This window comes from Trabulsiella odontotermitis, from assembly GCF_030053895.1.
In the GTDB taxonomy this organism is placed as follows: Bacteria; Pseudomonadota; Gammaproteobacteria; order Enterobacterales; family Enterobacteriaceae; genus Trabulsiella; species Trabulsiella odontotermitis_C.
This window is the reverse complement of record NZ_CP125781.1, coordinates 1396090-1418822: the sequence shown is the minus strand read 5'-3', so window position 1 is coordinate 1418822 and position 22733 is coordinate 1396090. Positions and strand designations below refer to the sequence as shown.

The 22733-nt window shown below is 54.2% G+C and carries 19 protein-coding genes; 12 read left to right on the top strand and 7 right to left on the bottom strand.

Translation table 11 applies throughout. The features are described from left to right. Positions 1 to 10: 10 nt before the first annotated feature. On the bottom strand, positions 11 to 1072 hold the full coding sequence (locus QMG90_RS06780; RefSeq protein WP_283283111.1) for an AI-2E family transporter: 1062 nt from the start codon (positions 1070 to 1072) through the stop codon (positions 11 to 13). A gap of 224 nt (positions 1073 to 1296) precedes the next feature. Here QMG90_RS06780 and bepA point away from each other — a divergent pair, with 224 nt between their 5' ends. Together bepA and arsC are read left to right on the top strand one after the other, a co-directional pair. After that, a complete protein-coding gene (gene bepA / locus QMG90_RS06775; RefSeq protein ID WP_283283110.1) occupies positions 1297 to 2760 on the top strand; it encodes a beta-barrel assembly-enhancing protease in 1464 nt (487 codons plus the stop codon). Between the two features lie 9 nt (positions 2761 to 2769). Continuing rightward, positions 2770 to 3129 carry an arsenate reductase (glutaredoxin) gene (gene arsC / locus QMG90_RS06770; RefSeq protein WP_283283109.1) on the top strand — a complete coding sequence of 120 codons (360 nt, stop codon included), beginning with the start codon at positions 2770 to 2772 and terminating at the stop codon, positions 3127 to 3129. Here the strand turns inward: arsC and QMG90_RS06765 are convergent. Further along, entirely contained in the window at positions 3126 to 3950 is an 825-nt protein-coding gene (locus tag QMG90_RS06765; RefSeq protein WP_283283108.1) for a helix-turn-helix domain-containing protein, read from the bottom strand. The genes arsC and QMG90_RS06765 overlap by 4 nt on opposite strands. Before the next feature lie 154 nt (positions 3951 to 4104). On the opposite strand from QMG90_RS06765, the gene QMG90_RS06760 reads away from it, so the two are divergent. Genes QMG90_RS06760 through QMG90_RS06750 form a run of 3 tightly spaced genes read left to right on the top strand, consistent with a single transcriptional unit; the run spans position 4105 to position 7829 of the window. Continuing rightward, positions 4105 to 5424, top strand: coding sequence for a PTS sugar transporter subunit IIC (locus QMG90_RS06760; protein ID WP_283283107.1), 1320 nt, complete (start codon positions 4105 to 4107; stop codon positions 5422 to 5424). A 3-nt stretch (positions 5425 to 5427) separates the two neighbouring features. Continuing rightward, entirely contained in the window at positions 5428 to 6381 is a 954-nt protein-coding gene (locus QMG90_RS06755; protein ID WP_283283106.1) for a glycosylasparaginase, read from the top strand. A gap of 2 nt (positions 6382 to 6383) precedes the next feature. Next, positions 6384 to 7829 (top strand): leucyl aminopeptidase family protein, encoded by a 1446-nt coding sequence (locus QMG90_RS06750; RefSeq protein ID WP_283283105.1) that lies wholly within the window; start codon positions 6384 to 6386, stop codon positions 7827 to 7829. 68 nt (positions 7830 to 7897) lie between these two features. On the opposite strand, the gene QMG90_RS06745 is transcribed toward QMG90_RS06750, so the two are convergent. The 4 genes from QMG90_RS06745 to QMG90_RS06730 all read right to left on the bottom strand — a co-directional run bounded on the left by QMG90_RS06745 (position 7898) and on the right by QMG90_RS06730 (position 12345). After that, a complete protein-coding gene (locus QMG90_RS06745; protein WP_072011962.1) occupies positions 7898 to 8599 on the bottom strand; it encodes a DnaA inactivator Hda in 702 nt (233 codons plus the stop codon). Between the two features lie 96 nt (positions 8600 to 8695). After that, positions 8696 to 9985, bottom strand: coding sequence for a uracil permease (gene uraA / locus QMG90_RS06740; protein WP_283283104.1), 1290 nt, complete (start codon positions 9983 to 9985; stop codon positions 8696 to 8698). 90 nt (positions 9986 to 10075) lie between these two features. Further along, the gene (gene upp, locus QMG90_RS06735) at positions 10076 to 10702 is read right to left on the bottom strand and encodes a uracil phosphoribosyltransferase (protein WP_054179438.1); all 627 of its coding nucleotides are present in this window, start codon (positions 10700 to 10702) and stop codon (positions 10076 to 10078) included. A gap of 212 nt (positions 10703 to 10914) precedes the next feature. Continuing rightward, entirely contained in the window at positions 10915 to 12345 is a 1431-nt protein-coding gene (locus tag QMG90_RS06730; RefSeq protein WP_283283103.1) for a 6-phospho-beta-glucosidase, read from the bottom strand. A gap of 248 nt (positions 12346 to 12593) precedes the next feature. On the opposite strand from QMG90_RS06730, the gene purM reads away from it, so the two are divergent. From purM to ppx, 4 genes are all read left to right on the top strand, one after another. Then, complete coding sequence (gene purM, locus QMG90_RS06725; RefSeq protein ID WP_283283102.1) at positions 12594 to 13631, top strand: phosphoribosylformylglycinamidine cyclo-ligase; 1038 nt, start codon at positions 12594 to 12596, stop codon at positions 13629 to 13631. Further along, positions 13631 to 14272 (top strand): phosphoribosylglycinamide formyltransferase, encoded by a 642-nt coding sequence (gene purN / locus QMG90_RS06720; RefSeq protein WP_283283101.1) that lies wholly within the window; start codon positions 13631 to 13633, stop codon positions 14270 to 14272. Before purM ends, purN begins: the two co-directional genes overlap by 1 nt. A 209-nt stretch (positions 14273 to 14481) precedes the next feature. After that, positions 14482 to 16542, top strand: a complete 2061-nt coding sequence (gene ppk1, locus QMG90_RS06715) for a polyphosphate kinase 1 (RefSeq protein WP_283283100.1) — start codon at positions 14482 to 14484, stop codon at positions 16540 to 16542. 3 nt (positions 16543 to 16545) lie between these two features. Then, positions 16546 to 18087 (top strand): exopolyphosphatase, encoded by a 1542-nt coding sequence (gene ppx / locus QMG90_RS06710; RefSeq protein WP_283283099.1) that lies wholly within the window; start codon positions 16546 to 16548, stop codon positions 18085 to 18087. Here ppx and QMG90_RS06705 read toward each other — a convergent pair. Next, positions 18084 to 20327 (bottom strand): EAL domain-containing protein, encoded by a 2244-nt coding sequence (locus QMG90_RS06705; protein WP_283283098.1) that lies wholly within the window; start codon positions 20325 to 20327, stop codon positions 18084 to 18086. The two genes, ppx and QMG90_RS06705, sit on opposite strands and share 4 nt — an antisense overlap. Before the next feature lie 373 nt (positions 20328 to 20700). Between QMG90_RS06705 and QMG90_RS06700 the strand changes: the two genes are divergently transcribed. From QMG90_RS06700 to QMG90_RS06690, 3 genes are all read left to right on the top strand, one after another. Then, positions 20701 to 20880, top strand: a complete 180-nt coding sequence (locus QMG90_RS06700; RefSeq protein WP_283283097.1) for a YfgG family protein — start codon at positions 20701 to 20703, stop codon at positions 20878 to 20880. A 273-nt stretch (positions 20881 to 21153) separates the two neighbouring features. Then, the gene (locus QMG90_RS06695) at positions 21154 to 21948 is read left to right on the top strand and encodes a hypothetical protein (protein WP_283283096.1); all 795 of its coding nucleotides are present in this window, start codon (positions 21154 to 21156) and stop codon (positions 21946 to 21948) included. A gap of 418 nt (positions 21949 to 22366) precedes the next feature. Continuing rightward, the gene (locus QMG90_RS06690) at positions 22367 to 22720 is read left to right on the top strand and encodes a VOC family protein (protein ID WP_283283095.1); all 354 of its coding nucleotides are present in this window, start codon (positions 22367 to 22369) and stop codon (positions 22718 to 22720) included. Positions 22721 to 22733 lie beyond the last annotated feature (13 nt).

Here is a 22733-nt window from a genome sequence, read left to right as displayed (position 1 = left end):
GCCTTTTACTTTACTCCTCAATCGCCGGGCCGTCCGGCCAGGCGTGGACAACGGCTTTGATGAGCGTCGCCAGCGGAATCGCAAAGAACACGCCCCAGAATCCCCACAACCCGCCGAAAATCACCACTGACAAAATAATCACCAATGGATGCAGGTTAACGGCTTCTGAGAACAGCACCGGCACCAGCAGGTTGCCATCCAGCGCCTGAATAATCAGATATACCGCAAATACGCTCCAGAATTCGGTGCTGAGACCGAACTGGAACAGCGCCACACCCACAACCGGGAATGTCACGACAAAAATACCGATGTACGGAATGAGCACTGAAAAACCGACCAGTACCGCCAGCAGCAGCGAATAATTGAGCCCGAACAGCACAAAGCCAATCCAGGTGGCGATACTGACCACAATCATCTCAAACACTTTGCCGCGAATGTAATTGGTGATCTGCTGGTTCATCTCATTCCACACCTGTCCGGCCAGCCCGCGGTTACGCGGCAACACGCGACGCACGGCATTGAGCATTTGCTCTTTATCCTTGACGAGGAAAAAGACCATCAGCGGCACCAGCACCAGGTAAACGGAGAGCGTGAGCAACCCAACCAACGACGCCAGTGAATATTTCACCACTGAATCGCCGAGCGTCAGCATGCGGCTGCGCATATTCTCGGCCACCACGTCGACAATCCCGGCGTCCATCAGCGCCGGGAAACGGCGTGGCAGCGTGGCGGCATAACTCATCAACTGATTCAACATGCCCGGCATATCGCGGATCAGGTTAATGCCCTGCTGCCAGGCGATCGGCATCACCACCAGCGCCAGCAGAAGCAGAATGCCGACAAACAGCACCAGCACGATGGACGTTGCCCAGCGCCGCGAGCAACCGATGCGCTCAAGTCTGATGGTTGGCCATTCCAGCAGATACGCCAGCACAATGGCGACCAGCAGCGGCGCTAAAAGACCGTTGAAGAAGAACAGGATCACAAACCCTGCCAGCAGAATGACCAGCAGCGCTATCGCCTCCGGATCGCTGAAGCGGCGGCGGTACCACTGCATTAACAACTCAAGCATAAAATCCTTCTTAGGACGCGTTGCGGGATTGCAGATCGTGAATTGTATCGAAATGTCACAAAAAAGACTCCGCTTTTTAATACGGTTCCCACAAACAATAAAAGTCGCAGAAAGATGATTTTCAACCGACTTACAGACAGCTACACTCCCATGACGAACCACGGTGGAACATTCATGCTTCGCACCGGTCAAACAGGCACACCCCATATTACAGGACTGAGGTTATGTTCACGCAGTTGAGAAAGACGCTGGTGGCGACGCTGATAGCGTCTCTGACGCTGGGTCAATGTCTGCCCGCTTTTGCAGACTCTGCAGATACGTTGCCGGACATGGGCACCTCCGCAGGAAGCACGCTCTCCATTGGTCAGGAGATGCAGATGGGAGATTATTATGTGCGACAGTTGCGCGGCAGCGCGCCGTTGATCAATGACCCGCTGTTAACGCAGTACATTAATAACCTCGGTACACGTCTGGTCTCGCACGCCTATTCCGTGCGCACCCCGTTTCATTTTTTCCTGATTAATAACGACGAGCTGAACGCCTTCGCCTTCTTCGGCGGCAACGTGGTGCTGCACTCCGCCCTGTTCCGCTACGCCGATACCGAAAGCGAGCTGGCGTCGGTCATGGCGCACGAAATCTCCCACGTCACACAGCGCCATCTGGCACGCGCCATGGAAGATCAAAAGCGCAACGCGCCGCTGACCTGGGTCGGTGCGCTGGGCTCTATTTTACTGGCGATGGCCAATCCGCAGGCCGGGATGGCGGCGCTGACCGGGACACTGGCCGGTACCCAACAGGGGATGATCAGCTTCACCCGTCAGAATGAAGAAGAAGCGGATCGCATCGGCATCCAGGTGCTGCAACGCTCCGGGTTCGATCCCCAGTCGATGCCGGCATTCATGGAAAAACTGCTCGATCAGTCTCGTTATTCGTCACGTCCGCCGGAAATGTTGCTGACGCACCCGTTACCGGAAAGCCGTCTCGCCGATGCGCGTAACCGCGCCAACCAGATGCGACCGGTCGTGGTGCAATCCTCTGAAGATTTCTACATGGCGAAAGCGAGAACTCTCGGCATGTACAATTCCGGTAAAAATCAGCTCACCAGCGATCTCCTCGACAACTGGGCGAAAGGCAACGTGCGCGAACAGCGCGCCGCCCAGTATGGCCGGGCGTTACAGGCGATGGGCGCCAGCAATTACGCCGAAGCGAGCAAACTGCTGCAGCCGCTGCTGAGTGCCGACGGGCAAAACCCCTGGTATCTCGATCTGGCGACCGATATCGATCTCGGGCAGAAAAAAACCGGCGAAGCGATTAACCGTCTGAAAAATGCCCACGACCTGCGCAATAACCCGGTATTACAACTGAACCTTGCCAACGCCTATATGGAAGGCGGCCAGCCGGCCCAGGCCGTAACCCTTCTCAACCGCTATACTTTTAACAACAAAGACGACACCAACGGCTGGGATTTACTGGCGCAGGCGGAAGCAGCGCTGGGTAATCGCGATCAGGAACTGGCCGCGCGCGCAGAAAACATGGCGCTGGTGGGTCGTCTTGATCAAGCCATTTCCCTGCTGAGCAGCGCCAGCTCGCAGGTGAAACTCGGAAGTCTGCAACAGGCGCGCTACGACGCGCGTATCGATCAATTCCGCCAGTTGCAGGAACGCTTCCGTCCGTACAGCAAAATGTAAGGAGTAATAATGTCTGACGCCGTCACGATTTATCACAACCCGCGTTGTTCCAAAAGCCGTGAAACGCTGAGCCTGCTGAAGGAGAAAGGCGTGGAGCCGCAGGTGGTGCTCTATCTTGAAACCCCGCCGGATGCGGCGACGCTGCGTAATCTGGTGAAAATGCTCGGAATGCGCAGCGCCCGCGAATTGCTGCGCCAGAAAGAAGATCTCTACACCTCACTGGCGCTGATGGATCCTGACCTGCCGGAAGAGGCGCTGATTCTGGCGATGGTAGAACATCCTAAACTGATCGAGCGGCCAATTGTGGTGCATAACGGCAAGGCGCGTATCGGCCGCCCGCCGGAGCAGGTTTTAGAAATCCTCGACTAAACCCCCTGCCGCAGTGCTTCAAGAAAAGCCTGCGGCGTTTTCTCTCCCAGTTTTTTCTGCGCCCTGCCCGTATTCCATAACTGACACAAGCGCTGCACCGTGCGATCGGGGTCATCCAGCGCGGGGATCAATTCCGCCAGCGGTACGCCTGTCTGGATGGCCTGCGGTTCAGCGTGTTCACTGGTTTTACACAGCACATCGTTTCTTTCCAGCATGAAGCACTTAACGGGATCTGTCTCAATACATTGGATCTCAACCGGACACGCCGTTAATGCCTCATCCAGCCAGTGATCCACCAGTGCCGGAGAGATCCCCGAAAACAGTCGCGCATAGCACCAGCCGCTGACCGGCTCCTGCGCCCATAGCAGATGATGATCGCCGCCGTCGTCCATCGGCAGCGCCAGCAGGCGGTAATGCAACGCCAGCGTATCCGGCGTCACGCCTGCTTTCAGCGCTTTTTTCCCCTGCAACACGCTCTCTTTACGGCCTTCATGTGCCGGGCGCAGATAGCGGTTCAGCGTTGCCCTGGAAAGCGGAATACCCAGCCCTTCGTTGACCATAAACAGCAGTTCGTCCAGCGGCGCGCGCAGCACATCCCGCAGCGCATTAATCAACACTTCCTGTTCGTGTCTCAACGCTTTGTGTATCACATGCGGAGTGGTGTGATTGTCGGCAATCTGGCTGCGGTTACGCCAGCGACGCACGGTAGTGACCGAGATGCCCAGTTCACGCGCCAGTTCACGGTCGCTTTTGTCTGATTCCTGTAGATATTTGCGGGTACGAGGCGTGGTGGTGGCATTGGCGTGCAGTTTAATTTCCATTAGCGTTTCCTGCTAAAATCATAACTAATCATATGAGATTTATATAAATCACGCGAAGGCATTGTGAGCGGTTTCACCTTTCCACTCGCCGCTTTCTTTGATAATCCCTTTACATAACACACACAACGTCTCTTGATCTTGTACGGAGTTCACAATGAACAATGTTCTGGGATTTCTTGAAGCAAAACTGATGCCGCTGGCGGCAAAAACCGCGCAACAGCGTCATCTTGGTGCCATCCGCGGCGCTTATGTTTCCTTCATGCCGTTTATTATCGTCGGTTCAATCCTGCTGGTTATCTCCTCGTTCCCCAACCAGACCTATCAACAGTTTATGTCTCAGGCCTTTGGTGAAAGCTGGAGCGCGATTATCGAAATCCCGTTTAACGCGGTGTTCTCAACGATGTCGCTGTTTATCGGCTTTCTGGTCGCCTTTCGTCTGGCGGAGTATTACAACGAAGACCGTATCTCGTGCGGCATTCTGGGGCTGGTCTGTTTCCTGATCCTGACGCCGTTCATCAAGGTGGCGGAAAACGGCGGGATCACGGTGATCCCGGTGGAGTGGATCGGCACCAAAGGGCTGTTTGTGGCGATGATCGGTTCGCTTATCTGGACCGAGCTGTTCTGCTGGCTGAAGCGGAAAAAACTGGTCATTAAGATGCCGGACGGCGTTCCGCCAGCGGTGCAGGAATCCTTCGCGGCGCTGATTCCGGCGCTGGTGGTGATGATTCTGGTGCTGATCATTCGTATCGCGTTTGAAAACACTCACTACACCACCATTCACCAGTTTATTTATGACGTGGTCGCCACGCCGGTACGCCATTACGGCACCTCTTATTTTGGCGCGCTGATGACGGTCTTCAGTATTACCATTCTGTGGTCGGTGGGGATCAACTCCGGTTCGATGATTAACGGGATTATCCGCCCGCTGTGGATGGAAAATCAGACCGACAATATTGCTGCGATCCAGGCGGGTGTTACCCCGCCGCACATCATCACAGAACAGTTTTTCGACATGATCTGGATGGGCGGCGCCGGGGCGACGCTGTCGCTGGTCATCGCCATGCTGATTTTTGCCCGCAGTAAAAACATGCGCGAAGTGGCGCGGCTCGGTGCGGGCGCTTCCATCTTTAACATTAATGAGCCGATTCTGTTTGGTCTGCCGGTGATCATGAACCCGATCATGCTGATCCCGTTTAACCTCGTGCCGCTGGTGCTGGTCACCATCCAGTACGCAGCGATGAAAATTGGCGCAGTGGCGGTCACCACCGGGGTGTTTATTCCCTGGACACTGCCGCCGGTGATCAGTGGTTTTATCGTCACCGGGCACCTGAGCGGCAGCGTGATGCAGATCCTCAATCTGCTGATCGGTGCCATGCTTTATCTGCCGTTCATGCGTATTGTCGACAAGCAATATCGCGCCGCAGAAATCACGGCATCCGCAGACGCGGACAACGCACTGGCAAAACAGGAGTAAACGATGTGGGGAATTATCGCCACCTGGCGAATGGCACTGGAAGGCGTGGCCGCCTCGGCGACTGCGCTGGCAGCAGGGAAAGCGGCCGCGGGTGCCGTTGTTGACGCCGTTGCGGCGGTGGAAGATTTTCCGTTTTATAAATCGGTGGGCTACGGCGGGTTACCCACTGAAAACGGCGAGGTGGAACTGGATGCCGCGTTTATGGATGGCGATACGCTGGCATTTGGCGCGGTGGGCAATCTGGTGGATATCGCCAACCCGGTGAGAGTCGCCCATGCCCTGAGCCGCCAGCGTTATAACAGCGTGCTGGTCGGCCAGGGGGCGCGCGAATGGGCGCTCAGCCAGGGTTTTACGGCAAAAGCGATGCTCACCGAACGCGCCATGCAGCATTACCGCAAACGATGCCGGGAAACGCTCGATAAAGGATTAAGCCCTTATGATGGCCACGACACCGTCGGCATTATCGGCCTGGACAGTCATCACTCGATGAGCGTCGCCACCTCCACCAGCGGCCTGTTTATGAAAAAGCGCGGGCGGCTTGGCGATTCGCCGATCATCGGATCCGGATTTTACTGCGACAGCGAGACCGGCGCAGCGACGGCGACCGGCGTTGGCGAAGATCTGATGAAAGGCTGCGCCAGCTACGAAATTGTCCGCCGCATGGCGCAGGGCATGACCCCGCAGCAGGCCGCTGATTCGGTGGTGTACGAACTGGAAGATAAGCTGATGTCGCGTTTTGGCCGTGCCGGAGATCTGTCGGTGGTGTGCATGAACCGCAACGGTGAATTCGGTGCCGCCACCAACATCAAAACCTTCTCTTTTGTGGTGGCTACTGCCACTCAGCCGCTGACGGTCTTTCGCGCTGAACGCGTACGCGAAAAGACGCATTATCAACCGGTAGACGACGAATGGATGCAGGCCTATGCCGCGCGCATTCGCGCCCCCATCGAGGAGTAATCATGCTGGATTACCGCATCATCAATCATCTGGATAACCACGCCGGGGGCTGCCATCTGGTGACCTGGCCCGGCAGCCCACTGCTTGCTGATCCGCTTTTTGACGCATGCCCGGTGGTGAGTGAAATGGTCGCGCGCGCGAAAAACACTGTCGCCGACACCTGCTTTGGCTGCGCGCCGTTTGCCCGTATCACGCTTATCCCGCTGAATATCTGGCATGACGAACAACGCGATGCACTGACGCAGGCGCTGCGTCCACTTTTCAATGCGCCCACCAGCCCGCGCCTGCTGCTGGATGCGTCAGCAAACGCGCCAGGGTTATCCTCTGCGCTGCGTTACTTGTTTAATCTTGAACATACTCTGATGGATCTGGGGCTGCGCAAACCGCAGCCTGACGCCGTTCGTCTGCGCCAGATCGACGTCTGGTGCCAGCCGGAGCAAACCGCCGCGCTGAAAACACAGCTTCGCCAGCAGCAGGCCATTGCGCACGGCATGGTCGCCGCCCGTAGGCTGGCAGATCTTCCTTCTGAGCAGTGTACGCCGCAGTTTGTGGTGGAAGAGGCGCAGCGCCTGTGCGCTAACATTCCCGCTCTGCGCTGTGAAGTGCTCGACGAGCGCGCCATCGTTGAACAGGGACTGGGGCTGCTGTATGCGGTGGGTAAAGGCTCGGAACGCCCGCCCCGCCTGCTGGCGATCCATTATGACGGCGTGGAAACCGGCCCGGTGCGCAGCTATGTCGGCAAAGGTATTACTTTCGATACCGGCGGACTGTGGCTGAAAGAAGGCGCAGGCATGTACACCATGAAATATGACATGTGCGGCGCGGCAAACGTGCTGGGGCTGATGCTGAGCATCGCGGCGCTGGCATTGCCGGTCAGAGTGATGGGCGTGCTGGCGCTGGCGGAAAACGCTATCGGACCTGGCGCCATGCAGCCGGGCAGCGTGGCACGCGCCTGTAATGGTCTGACGGTTGAGATTAACAATACCGATGCTGAAGGCCGTCTGGTGCTGGCGGACGCCATCGCCTGGGCCAGCCAGCGTCATCCGCAGACGCGCTATATCATCGATATGGCAACACTGACGGGCGCGGTGGTTAAAGCGCTGGGCTATGCGTTAAGCGGTCTGATGACACAGGATGAACCGCTGCGTGCGGCGCTGACGGCAGCGGGGAAACAGTCCGGTGATGAAGTCTGGTCGTTGCCGCTCGACGCACGGCTGAAAACGCAGACTGAAAGCGCCATCGCCGATCTGTGCAATACACCGGGCAACAACGCGGCGATCAGTGCTTCGGCAGCGTGGCTGTTGCACCACTTCTGTCCGCCAGAAATTCCATGGGCGCACCTGGATGTCAGCGGCACGGCGTTGTGGCGTGAAGGGGGAAAAAGCGTGGCGTCAGGAAGGCCGATCCCGCTGTTGATACAGCATTTACTGAATGATCTGCAGATGTAGGCCCGTGCAAGCGAAGCGCCGCCGGGCAATATTGCCGGATGGCGCGTTGCTTATCCGGCCTACAAAAGTTACAGCTTCAGGATCTCTTTGACAAACGGAATGGTCAGCTTGCGCTGCGCGGTGATCGACGCGCGGTCGAGCTGATCCAGCGTCATAAACAGCGTGCGCATTTCACGATCCAGTCGCTTCAGCAGAAAACGGCAAACATCTTCCGGCAGTTCAAAGCCGCGCAGGCGGGCGCGAAGCTGTAAGGCCTGCAGTTTGTCTTCATCGGACAACGGCTGCAGTTTATAGATTTGCCCCCAGTCAAGGCGGGAGGCGAGATCCGGCAGCCCCAGATTCAACTGGCGCGGCGGGCGATCACCGGTGATCAACAACCGCGTTTTACCGGATTCAAGAATGCGATTGTAGAGGTTAAAGATCGCCATCTCCCAGGGCTCATCCCCGGCGGCACACTCGATGTTGTCGATGCACACCAGCGACAAATGCTCCATTCCCTCCAGCACTTCCGGCACAAACCAGGTGCGCTTATCCAGCGGCACATAGCCAACCGCTTCACCGCGCTGGGAGAGCTCCGCACAAGCGGCATGCAGCAAATGGCTGCGCCCCGCGCCTTCGCGCGACCAGAAATAGAGATATCCGCTGTGATCCTGGCGCAAAACGTTCTGCAACGCCGCGAGAAAAGAGGGGTTATCACCCGGCCAGAAACTCGCAAAAGTTTCATCGTCAGGAAGATAGAGTGGCAAAGAGAGCTGTGCCGGTGCGTTCAGAGAGACCTCAACAAAATACTGCGTAAAATCGGAAACGAGTTTAGCACGTAACCGGAACGGAGAGAACCGGGCGGATCCTTCCGCCCGGTCACCGGATCACGATTTCACGTCTTCGCTGTCTGCGGCATCCAGAACAACCTCTTCCGGGCGCAGTACGCTGATAAGCTTGAAGATCAGGCTCAGACAGATCCCCACGATGGTCGCCAGCGCCATGCCTTTCAGCTCAGCCGCGCCAATGTGCACTTTCGCACCGCTGACGCCGATGATCAGAATAACGGAGGTCAGGATCAGGTTCTGCGCTTTGCTGTAATCCACTTTCGATTCGATCAGCACACGAATACCGGAAGCGCCGATCACCCCGTACAGCAGCAGCGACACGCCCCCCATCACCGGCACAGGGATAATCTGGATAGCCGCCGCCAGCTTGCCGACGCAGGAAAGCAGAATCGCAATCACCGCCGCCCCGCCAATGACCCAGGTACTGTACACGCGGGTAATCGCCATCACACCGATGTTTTCGCCGTACGTGGTGTTTGGCGTTGAGCCGAAGAAACCGGAAATCACCGTCGACAGACCGTTGGCAAACATCGAACGATGCAGGCCCGGATCACGGATCAGGTCGCGCTTAACGATATTCGCCGTCACTACCAGGTGACCAACGTGTTCTGCAATCACCACCAGCGCCGCAGGCAGAATAGTGAAAATGGCGAACCACTCGAAACGCGGGGTGTAGAACGTCGGCAGCGCGAACCAGTGCGCCTGGGCAATCGGGGTCGTATCCACCACACCCATCGCGAAGGAGAGCGCGTAGCCCGCCAGCACGCCGATGAGGATCGGGATAATCGCCAGGAAGCCACGGAACAGCACAGAGCCAAACACCGTTACCGCCAGCGTCACCAGTGAGATAATGACGGTGGTCGAATCCGGTGATTGCCCTTCTGCTGGCAGCAACCCGGCCATGTTCGCCGCAACGCCTGCCAGTTCAAGACCGATAACCGCGACAATCGCCCCCATCGCTGCTGGTGGGAACATCACATCCAGCCAGCCGGTACCGGCTTTTTTTACGATAAACGAGACGATGCAGAACAGCACACCGCACATAATGAAGCCGCCCAACGCCACTTCATAGCCCAGCGGCAACAGCAGCAGAACCGGTGAAATAAAGGCGAAGCTCGAGCCCAGATAGGCCGGAATTTTACCCTTACAGATAAAGAGATACAGCAGCGTCCCGATACCGTTAAACAGCAGCACGGTGGCCGGGTTGATGTGGAACAGGATTGGCACCAGCACGGTTGCGCCAAACATCGCGAACAAGTGCTGCAAACTAAGCGGGATGGTCTGCAAAAGCGGTGGTCTTTCACTAACCCCGATAGCACGGCGCGTCATAGTGTATTCCTCGAGTGTTGTTATAGGTCATGTGTTGTTGTATTCAAAAAAAAGCCGACTATCAAAGTCGGCTTTTTTATCGCTATCTCATCATTTCGTACCAAAAATCTTATCGCCGGCATCGCCGAGCCCCGGGATGATGTATCCGTGCTCGTTCAATCCCTTGTCAATCGATGCGGTGTACAGCTCCACATCCGGGTGCGCTTTTTCCAGCGCGGCCAGACCTTCCGGCGCCGCAACCAGAACCAGCACCTTAATGCTGGTGCAACCGGCTTTTTTCAGCAGGTCGATGGTGGCGATCATCGAACCGCCGGTCGCCAGCATCGGGTCAACCACCAGCGCCATGCGCTCGTTGATGTTGGAGACCAGTTTCTGGAAGTACGGTACCGGCTCCAGCGTCTCTTCATTACGGTAGATACCCACCACGCTGATGCGCGCGCTCGGAACGTGCTCCAGAACGCCTTCCATCATGCCCAGACCCGCACGCAGGATAGGCACAACGGTGATTTTCTTACCTTTGATCTGCTCAACTTCTACCGGGCCGTTCCAGCCTTCGATAGTCACTTTTTCGGTTGCCAGATCGGAGGTCGCTTCATAAGTCAGTAAGCTGCCGACTTCAGAGGCCAGTTCACGAAAGCGTTTAGTGCTGATGTCATGCTCTCGCATCAGGCCCAGCTTGTGTTTGACGAGTGGATGTTTCACTTCCACAATCTTCATTCTCATTCTCCTCTGAAGTGGCAGCCGCAAAAAAAATCGCGGGATTATAACGCTTTTTGCCGTTAATGCCATACCCACAATGCTTGACGACGATCAAGCAAAAGGTTTAACCGTTTGTTACTGATTATAAAATAAGAGAAAAAAACCGAGAGGAATTATGACGGGATCTGTAGGCCGGGTAAGCACAGCGCCACCCGGCATGGAGGACAAAATTAAAGATTTTCGCCGTTGCTGGCAATCACCTGCTGATACCAGTCGAAGGATTTTTTCTTGCTGCGTTTTAGCGTGCCCTTCCCTTCGTTGTCTTTATCAACATAAATAAAGCCGTAGCGTTTTTTCATCTCACCGGTGCCCGCAGAGACCAGGTCGATGCAACCCCATGGCGTATAGCCCATCAGGTCAACACCATCCTCTTCCACCGCTTTTTTCATTTCGCGGATATGCGCGGCCAGATAATCAATGCGGTACTGGTCATTCACTGAGCCGTCGCTTTCCTGGACATCAATGGCGCCAAAACCGTTTTCGACAATAAACAGCGGCAACTGATAGTGATCCCAGAACCAGTTCAGCGAGTAGCGCAGGCCCACCGGGTCAATCTGCCAGCCCCAGTCGGATTTCTGCACATACGGGTTGGAGACCAGGCTGGTGGTTTCGTCATAGTCGAAACGCGGGTTATCGGCTGTGGCTTTCGTAGCGAAGGACATGTAATAGCTGAAGCCGATGTAATCCACGCAACCCTGCGCCAGCGCCGTGCGATCAGCATCGGTGATATCCAGCGCAAAACCGCGGCGGGCAAAGTAGTTCAGCAGATGTTGCGGGTATTTTCCGCGCACGTGGACATCGGTAAACCAGTAGCGACGATGCATGGCGTTCATCGCCATCATCATATCGTCCGGTGCGCAGGTCAGCGGGTAAACCGGGCACATGGCGATCATGCAGCCAACCTGTAAGGACGGGTTAATCTCCCGTGCGGCTTTCACCGCCAGCGCGCTGGCGACCAGCTCGTAATGCGCAGCCTGATACATCACCGGTTCGCGATCTTCACCCGGCTGATACTTAAGCCCGGAATTGGTGAACGGGGCGAAATCTTCATGGAAGTTGGCCTGATTGTTAATCTCGTTGAACGTCATCCAGTACTTCACTTTGTGCTGGTAACGTTCAAACGCCACTTTCGCGAAACGCACAAAGAAGTCGATCATTTTGCGGTTGCGCCAGCCGCCGTATTCAGTCACCAGGTGATACGGCATTTCGAAGTGCGACAGCGTCACGACCGGTTCAATGCCATATTTCAGGCACTCATCGAACAGATCGTCATAAAACTGCAGGCCTGCTTCATTCGGCGTTTGCTCATCGCCGTTGGGGAAAATACGCGTCCAGGCGATGGAGGTGCGGAAGCATTTGAAGCCCAGTTCCGCGAAGAGTTTAATGTCGTCTTTGTAGCGATGATAAAAGTCGATCGCCTCATGGTTCGGGTAATTTTTGCCCGGCAACACGCCATCGGTGATTTCGCGTGGCACCCCATGCGCGCCGGCGGTCATGACGTCCGCCACGCTGACTCCTTTACCGCCTTCCTGCCAGCCGCCTTCCAGTTGATGCGCCGCGACCGCGCCACCCCATAAGAATCCTGCTTTGAATCCAGACATTCGCTTTCCCTCATTTTTACATCACAGAAACCGGTTTCAGTGAATGATGTGCAAGCCAGTAATATGATGCAAGAATAAGAATGTACCCGGTTTCATTTTCGTGAACGGTATCAAGTTAAGCCACCGCAACGGCGGAAATATCGCCTGCGTAAAAATGAACGCAAAGCAGGCTCGCAAACGTTTGCTTTGACTGATAGAATGGCGCCGTTTTTTACTTCTATCGCAAGCAAACGCGCGGAGATTTCGCTGTGACCGACAAAACCTCTCTTAGCTACAAAGATGCCGGTGTTGATATTGACGCAGGTAACGCACTGGTCGACCGAATTAAGGGCACGGTAAAGAAAACCCGCCGCCCGGAGGTCATGGGAGGGCTCGGCGGCTTTGGCGCGCTCTGTGCGCTGCCGCAGAAATACCGCGAACCGGTACTGGTTTCCGGCACTGATGGCGTGGGCACCAAACTGCGCCTGGCGATGGATCTGAAACGTCACGACACCATCGGCATCGATCTGGTCGCCATGTGTGTGAATGATCTCGTCGTGCAGGGCGCAGAGCCGCTGTTTTTCCTCGACTACTACGCCACTGGCAAGCTGGACGTCGACACCGCCGCCAGCGTGATTAACGGCATCGCCGAAGGCTGTCTGCAGTCAGGTTGTGCGCTGGTCGGCGGCGAAACCGCTGAAATGCCTGGCATGTACCATGGCGATGATTACGACGTGGCCGGTTTCTGCGTTGGCGTGGTGGAAAAATCAGAAATCATCGACGGTTCAAAAGTCGCCGATGGCGATGTGCTGGTGGCGCTGGCCTCCAGCGGCCCGCACTCTAATGGCTACTCGCTGGTACGCAAAATTCTGGAAGTGAGCGGCAGCAATCCGCAGACCATGCAGCTCGACGGCAAACCGCTTGCCGATCATCTGCTGGCGCCGACCCGCATCTACGTAAAATCGGTACTGGAACTGATCGAGAAAATCGACGTTCATGCCATCGCCCACCTGACTGGCGGCGGTTTCTGGGAAAACATTCCGCGCGTGTTGCCGGATAACACCCAGGCAGTGATTGACGAATCCTCATGGCAGTGGCCGGCAGTGTTCCACTGGCTGCAGGCGAACGGCAACGTCAGCCGTCACGAAATGTACCGCACCTTTAACTGCGGCGTGGGCATGGTGATTGCGCTGCCGGCAGATCAGGCCGATAACGCCGTAACGCTGTTAAACGAGAAAGGTGAAAACGCGTGGAAAATCGGCTATATCAAAAAGTCCGATTCTGAACAGCGTGTGGTCATTGAGTAATGAAGAACATCGTTGTACTTATTTCCGGCAACGGAAGTAATTTGCAGGCCATCATTGACGGTTGTCAGCAGGGAAATATCAATGGCACGCTGCGCGCCGTGTTCAGCAATAAGGCCGATGCGTTCGGCCTTGAACGCGCCCGCGAGGCTGACATTCCCGCCCATGCGCTGGAAGCCAGCCAGTTCGCCAGCCGGGAAGCGTTCGATCGCGAACTGATCCGTGAAATCGATATTTACGTGCCGGACGTTGTCGTGCTGGCCGGATATATGCGCATTCTCAGCCCGGAATTTGTCGCCCACTATCAGGGCCGCCTGCTCAATATTCACCCTTCCCTTCTGCCGAAATATCCCGGGTTATATACCCATCGTCAGGTACTGGAAAACGGCGATGAAGAACACGGTACCTCCGTACATTTTGTCACCGACGAACTGGATGGCGGCCCGGTTATTTTGCAGGCCAAAGTACCGGTATTTGAAGGCGATGACGAAGCGGATGTAACAGCGCGCGTTCAGGCGCAGGAGCACGCCATCTACCCGCTGGTGGTGAGCTGGTTTGTTGACGGTCGCCTGCAGATGCATGACAACGCCGCCTGGCTGGATGGCGCTAAGCTGCCACTGCAGGGTTACGCAGCAGAAGAATAAACGCAGTATTGCCTCTTGTGCGGGTGCGGCAAGAGGCGTTTTTATTTATTACCTTCCTGAATACCTTCTCTTTTTTTACCGCGCCATCACGTCCTGCCGGAAAACTGTCATACTTATCTGGCACATTGGACATCCTACAGTAAAGCTAGCAATATACGCGTTGAGACGGATTTGCCGCGTCCCGTGAATGAACCGGAGTGTGAGTAGTAATGGGCCAGGAAAAGCTATATATCGAGAAAGAGTTAAGTTGGTTATCCTTCAACGAACGTGTACTCCAGGAGGCGGCCGATAAAAGCAACCCGCTGATCGAGCGCATGCGCTTTCTGGGTATCTATTCCAATAACCTTGATGAATTCTACAAAGTTCGTTTTGCGGAACTCAAACGTCGCATCATCATCAGCGAAGAGCAAGGTATTACCGCCCATTCACGTCATCTGTTGGGTAAAATTCAGGCCCGGGTACTGAAAGATGATCAGGAATTCGACAACCTGTACAACGAACTGCTGCTGGAAATGGCGCGTAATCAGATCTTCCTGATTAACGAGCGTCAGTTGTCAGTCAACCAGCAGGAGTGGTTGCGTCACTACTTTAAGCAGTATCTGCGCCAGCATATATCCCCGATTCTGATCAACCGCGAAACCAATCTGGTGCAGTTCCTGAAAGATGACTACACCTATCTGGCCGTGGAGATCATTCGCGGCGAAACCATTCGCTACGCGCTGCTGGAAATTCCGTCTGATAAAGTGCCGCGCTTCGTTAACCTGCCGCCGGAAACCCCGCGCCGCCGCAAGCCGATGATCCTGCTCGACAACATTCTGCGCTACTGCCTGGATGATATTTTCAAAGGCTTCTTTGACTACGATGCGCTGAACGCCTACTCGATGAAAATGACCCGTGACGCCGAGTACGACCTGGTGCACGAGATGGAATCCAGCCTGATGGAGCTGATGTCATCGAGTCTGAAACAGCGTCTGACCGCTGAGCCGGTACGTTTTGTTTATCAGCGTGACATGCCGGACGCGATGGTGGAAATGCTGCGCGAAAAACTGTCCATCTCCCGCTACGACTCCATCGTGCCGGGTGGCCGCTACCACAACTTTAAAGATTTTATTGGCTTCCCGAACGTCGGCAAAGCCAATCTGGTCAACAGACCGCTGCCGCGTTTGCGCCATCTCTGGTTCGACAAGTTCCGCAACGGCTTTGATGCCATCCGCGAACGCGACGTGCTGCTCTACTATCCGTACCATACGTTCGAACATGTGCTTGAACTGCTGCGTCAGGCCTCGTTTGACCCGAACGTGCTGGCGATCAAAATCAACATCTACCGCGTGGCGAAAGACTCGCGCATCATCGATGCAATGATCCACGCTGCGCACAATGGTAAGAAAGTGACCGTGGTGGTGGAACTGCAGGCGCGCTTTGACGAAGAAGCCAATATTATCTGGGCGAAGCGTCTGACCGCCGCCGGCGTGCACGTTATCTTCTCCGCGCCTGGGTTAAAAATTCACGCCAAGCTGTTCCTGGTCTCCCGCAAAGAGGGCGAGGAAGTGGTGCGCTATGCGCATATCGGCACCGGTAACTTCAACGAGAAAACGGCGCGGATTTATACCGACTACTCGCTGCTGACCGCCGACGCGCGTATCACCAACGAAGTGCGCCGGGTCTTCAACTTTATCGAAAACCCTTATCGCCCTGTTAACTTTGATTATCTGCTGGTGTCGCCGCAAAACTCGCGTCGTCTGCTGTATGAGATGATCGATAAAGAGATTGCCAACGCGCAGAACGGTCTGCCATCGGGCATCACGCTGAAGCTCAACAACCTGGTGGACAAAGGGCTGGTCGACAGACTCTATGCGGCCTCCAGCTCAGGCGTGCCGGTCAATCTGCTGATTCGCGGGATGTGCTCGCTGATCCCGGAACTGGAAGGCATCAGTGACAATATTCGCGTGATCAGCATCGTTGACCGCTATCTGGAACATGATCGCATCTATATTTTTGAAAACGGCGGCGATAAAAACGTGTATCTTTCTTCCGCCGACTGGATGACGCGCAACATCGATTACCGTATTGAGGTTGCCGCACCGCTTCTCGACCCACGACTGAAACAGCGTATTCTCGATATTATTGATATTCTGTTCAGCGATACGGTGAAGGCGCGGTATATTGATAAAGAACTGAGTAATTGCTATGTGCCGCGCGGCAATCGTCGTAAGGTTCGCGCGCAACTGGCGATCTATGATTATCTCAAATCACTAGAGCAACCCGATTAATCTATGTCCATACAAGATCAAACCTCACGACCGCAGGAATTTGCTGCGGTCGACCTCGGCTCAAACAGTTTTCATATGGTGATCGCCCGCGTTGTCGACGGCGCAATGCAGATCATTGGCCGTCTGAAGCAGCGCGTGCATCTGGCGGATGGCCTTGATGAAAATAACATGTTGAGCGAAGAAGCGATTGAGCGCGGGCTAAATTGCCTGTCGCTGTTTGCTGAGCGTCTGCAGGGTTTTTCTGCCTCCAGCGTTTGTATCGTCGGCACTCATACGCTGCGCCAGGCGCAGAACGCGGCAGAGTTCCTGAAACGCGCGGAAAAAGTCATCCCCTACCCGATTGAAATTATCCCCGGTAACGAAGAAGCCCGCCTGATTTTTATGGGCGTTGAACACACACAACCGGAAAAAGGCCGCAAGCTGGTGATTGATATCGGCGGTGGCTCGACGGAACTGGTGATTGGCGAAGACTTTGAACCCCGGCTGGTGGAAAGCCGCCGTATGGGTTGCGTCAGCTTCGCACAGATGTACTTCCCTGGCGGCGTTATCAGCAAAGAGAATTTCCAGCGTGCGCGTCTCTCTGCCATCCAGAAGCTGGAAACGCTCTCCTGGCAGTACCGCATTCACGGCTGGAACGTTGCACTGGGCGCGTCCGGCACCATCAAAGCCGCACACGAAGTGCTGCTGGAGATGGGCGAAAAAGACGGTTTCATCACCCCGGAACGTCTGGAAATGCTGGTGAATGAGTTGCTGAAGTATAAGAGCTTCGATGCACTCACCCTGCCGGGTCTCTCCGACGAACGTAAAGCGGTGTTTGTGCCGGGTCTGGCGATTCTTTGCGGCGTATTCGATTCGCTGGCGATCAAAGAGCTTCGCCTTTCTGACGGCGCTCTGCGTGAGGGTGTGCTGTATGAAATGGAAGGCCGCTTCCGTCATCAGGATATCCGCAGCCGCACGGCGCAGAGTCTGGCAAACCAGTACAACATCGACCGCGATCAGGTCGGGCGTGTGCTCGACACCACTATGCACATGTACAATCAGTGGGAAGCGCAAAACCCAAAGCTTGCAAATCCGCAGCTGGCCGCGCTGCTGAAGTGGGCGGTAATGCTCCATGAAGTGGGGCTGAACATCAATCACAGCGGCATGCACCGCCACTCGGCCTACATCCTGCAAAACAGTGATCTGCCCGGGTTTAACCAGGAACAGCAGACGTTAATGGCGACGCTGGTGCGCTGCTGTCGCAAAGCCATTAAGCTCGACGATCTGCCGCGCTTTACGCTATTCAAAAAGAAACAATTCCTGCCGATGATCCAATTGCTGCGTCTTGGCGTGCTGCTGAATAATCAGCGTCAGGCGACGACCACACCGCCGGTTCTGACGCTGAAAACCGAAGCCCACCACTGGACGCTGTGCTTCCCGCATGACTGGTTCAGCCAGAATGCGCTGGTGCTGCTTGATCTCGAAAAAGAGCAACAGTACTGGGAAGCGGTTACCGGCTGGATGCTGAAAATCACCGAGGAAGATTCACCGGAGATCGCGGCTTAAGCGACCTCCGCCTGTTCCTGCGCACTGGCAACCAGATCCTCCAGCCGATCTGGTTTGCCAATGCCGTACCCCTGCAGATAATCAATCCCCAGCGATATCGCCGCATCGCGGATCTCATCGTTCTCCACAAATTCAGCCACCACCAGCATTTTCTTCATCCGCGCCAACTGGCAAATCGACGCCACAATCTGATAATCCAGGCTGCTGGACACAATGTTGCGAATAAAACTCCCGTCGATTTTAAGCATATCGGCATCGACATCTTTTAATCGCGTATAGCTGGCGTAGCCGGTGCCGAAGTCATCAATCGCCACCCGACAGCCCATTTGTTGGAGATAGCGCATCGTCTGCCTCGCCTGTTCGGGATGAGGAACAGGCTGCCTCTCCGTCAGTTCAAAAATCAGTTGCCACGGCTCGATAGCGTATTTCCCCAGCAGGTTTATCACTGCGTCAGGAAAGCCAGCGCCACAGGCAGTGGAAGGCGTGATATTCAGTGAAAAGCGCAACCCCGGTAACGCCACGCGATTACGGTTTATAAAATCGAGCGCTTTCTCCAGTACCCATAAATCGATACGCGACGACAACCCAAACTCCTGCGCCACCGGCAGAAAGGCGTCAGGACCGATATACTGACCGTCCGCGTTTTCCATGCGTAACAGGATTTCGTAGTAGCTGTCGCCACGCACGCCGACAATCGGCTGCGCAAACAGCCGGAAGAGATTGCGCTCCAGCGCCTGCTGGATCTGATTCATCATCGCGACTTTATCTTTCAGCCCCTGCTGCAGATGCATCGCTCCACGGCGTTGCAGGCTTTCAGGGTGCGAGGTGCTGAGCGACAGATCGGCAATTGTGCTCAGCTCGCCCAGCAGCAAAGAGAGGTGCGTCACCGGCGAACGAACGTAGCAGTAGCTGATACCGACCGGCGGCTGGAGAGGGATACCATCCCAGTTGAAACGGAACTGTTTTACCCGCGCGTCCAGCTCGTCAATACGACGCTGATAGCCTTCAGTATTAAGACGCACCACGACATCGTGACCGGAGAGCTGATAAACATCTTCATCAGCGAGCAGAACGTCCTTCAGCCACTCGGCAATTTTTTGCTTGTACTGGATCCGCATCATCACGCCATAGTGACGCCCAAGCACCTCCAGCTCAGGTACCCGCAAAAAACAGAGCACAGACCAGGGCGTCGTCGTCAGCGCACGGCTCAGCGCACGTAGATTCGGCATATGCACCACCGGATCCAGGTAGGCCATCCGGCGGGCGCGCTGATGGATCAGCCGCTGGCGCGTGGAGAGCATCGCCATATAAACAACGATGAATGAGAAGACGAGATAACTCGATGACGTAATCGCTAACTGATTACTGTAGCCCGGATAGACCGGCAAATAGCGATAGTGAAAATGGATAGCGACAATCAGCACCGGCGTCCAGATGAGCGACATAAAGCGATAGCCAAAGCGCATTGAGCCCCAGAGCATTACCGGCAGCAATAACGACAGCGTATAGTTGGTGCTGAATATCGAGCTGTTGTCGCTCATTGGCCGTAGCAGCATCAGCAATAACGCTATCAGCGCCACCCACCACACAATGCCTTCCGGCCATCTGATTTTAGGATCAATTTGACGGCGCAACTGCGAGACATAGCTGCGTATATGACGCGGATGGCGGATAAGCCGAATGAGGAGATAGCATAGCGGCACACCGGTAAAACAACCCACCAACAGCGCCTGATAGTTGATAATCGTGCGTAAACTCAGCGGGCTGACGCCTTCCATCTCAAGCCGGCTTGTTTGCAGGCCGAGGTAAACGGAAAACTGAAACAGCACCAGAAAGAGGGTTGCTGGAAAAAACATCTGCCAGAAAACCCGTTGCGCCATCAGCCGCACCGTGCCGTGAGACACCATATAGCGCCGTGGAACGCAGGCGCGATAGCCACCCCAGCTCAGGATTATCGGGATCAGAAAGTTGAAAATCACCCCCACTGACTCAAGCGGCGGCATGTGTCTGGTGATATGCAACCAGAGCGCGATGATCATGCCCGGCAACGCCGCCCAGCCGAAAAATAGCATCAGGCTTAACATTAACGCCAGCGGCAGGTAATAAAGTGCGACATCGCGACCATCCAGCGAGGCAAATGTATTAGCGATATTAATGACTGGAAGTAACAGGACGGGGATAAACAGTGGCAACGCCCACCATTTATCTCTGTATTTTTTGTAGCGTGTATACAAGCTCATTGATGCTCGAGAGAGTACCCTGGTTCCTGAAGGGATATTCAGACAGGCATCCAACCTGGCCATACCTACCGCGCAACAACTGTCAGCGCGGGACCGAGGGAAGAGTTTAGTGGGCTGTCGGGCATGGTGGTTGACTTAAATCAAATAATCATCGACAGGGAATCACTTATTAGACTTTTTCTTGCGATAGCCCGGCTTCGCTATAGAGGCCATGGATACACTCTTATTTTATATAATATTGGTTAATGTTTGAGCTGACGCAATTTTACACTTCCCTTGATTGACCCTCGCGCCGCGCTGTGCCTTAATATATTCACCGCCCAAATTGTGGGTATATCTGAAGGAACCCTTTGTGAGCAGCCAGGCCACCAGTATGCGAAAACGACATCGATTTAACGGTCGAATGACGCGGATCGTACTTCTTATCAGTTTCCTCTTCTTTTTTGGCCGCTTCGTCTACTCCTCCATCGGCGCCTGGTATCATCATCAGGACAAAAAAGAAGCGCAGCAAACCAGCCTGACCTCCGAAGCCCCTGCCCAGCAACAGCGATAACTTCTTTTTGCCGTAGATAAGGCGGTTATTCCAGTCGGTGGCAGATCCAACATCTGTAGATTCCCTCATTCCGCCTTCGCATTTTTTGTCTGTTTCAGGCGTTTACAGTGCTGTTCCTTCATGTAACTATCACGCAGATAATCTTTTTTTCTTACGAGAATGCGCGAAATATTTCCCCGTCAGATCAAGAAACACGCAACAAATAGCTTATATATATTCTGTCGGTAGAATAGATTCATGCAGTTTATTTATTACTTGCCAGGAAACTGTACGGTGAAAGAAATTAATGTAGAAGTGGATGGAAAAACGTACCATATTGAAACAAAAGATGGGAAAACAGCATTAGTGGTGAAAGGAAGAACGGCACCCGCAAAGGAAAACAAAATACAAAATGTAGTTATCCCTAAAATTCTGATCATAACCCGAAAAAACGCAGACGTTCTTTTTATTCTGCGAGGCGGTAAAAATGACACATACAGTGTAATGACTGCACAACAACTTTATGATAAATTTCAATACCAGTGGTTTGAGCCACTAGCAGATAATTATCGTGAACTATTATATGTTAATAATGCCAATTATATTAGCGATGCATGGAAGGTTTTCGCATGGTCGGACATTGCAAGGTTTTCTTTAATAGACAGACCGTCTTACAGTTTTTATAACAACCTTGATGGTGACTGGAAACAGAGCCCCGATGGTGGTGCCGGATATCTTTTAACCCTGATAGAAAATATCCCTTACTGGACTGACGCTGTAGGCCAAATCCCTTTTGCCGTAGATACCTTCCGCGATACTCACAGCATTACAAACACAGTAAAAATTGGCATAGATTGGGGCTCAGGAACAATAACGGGTGAGTCAGATTATTCCAATGAATATGACAATTTTTTTGTTCTTAGAGGGGCTCTCTATGCAAACAAAAAATTTGCTTATGTAACAAAAGCAACAGGCGGTACGTATCCTTCGGTAGTGACGACAGAAATCAGCAACGACGTTGATCCTGCTACCTTAGGTGTTTCCATAAACGAGGATGATTTTAAAAAATATGGTATCTGGAAAACATAAAAAACTATTAATCCGGTTCATCATTGCCTTTACTGGTTGCCTTATTGTTTTTCTGGTTCATGAGATTGGGCATGAGTGGTACATGAACCATTTCCGTCCACGGAGTCATGGTGTATCGCTGGTTTTCGTCATGTTTTATATGCGCTACATTATACTTCCGGTCATTGTCCTTTCCGCTTTTATTAAATGGCGATGGTCGCTACTCATTATTTCCTTCGCTTTTTTGTCTATGTTTTCAATGTGGTTCGGTACTAATCCCCTCAGAGTCATACTCATGTTCCTGTCGGGAAGCCTGGGCTATGTCTCCGTTCTGCTCGGTATTTATTTAAGCAAAAGAATCGCTAAGTCGAATATCTAAATATATGCACTAAAATCACTGATATCACCGTTTTCATCATCCTCGACAAAAGGAAAAAAGATGGCAGTATTACGCATCGTCGCCAATCTTGCCACGGCGGATCCTCAGCTTGCACGGTCATTCTATGAACGGCTGCTGGGAATGGACATGGTTATGGATCACGGCTGGATCCTGACGTTTGCCAGTGACGCAAAAGCAAGAACGCAGGTCAGCGTGGCGTGTGAAGGCGGATCGGGAACGCCGGTGCCTGACATATCCGTTGAAGTCGATAACGTGGATGAGGTCTACGAACGCGCGCAGGCCGAAGGCTTTGAGATTGTGTATCCCATTACGAACGAGCCCTGGAACGTGCGTCGTTTTTATGTGCGGGATCCGTTGGGCAAGGTGGTAAATATCCTGTCGCACCGCTCATGAAAAGAAAAAGCCC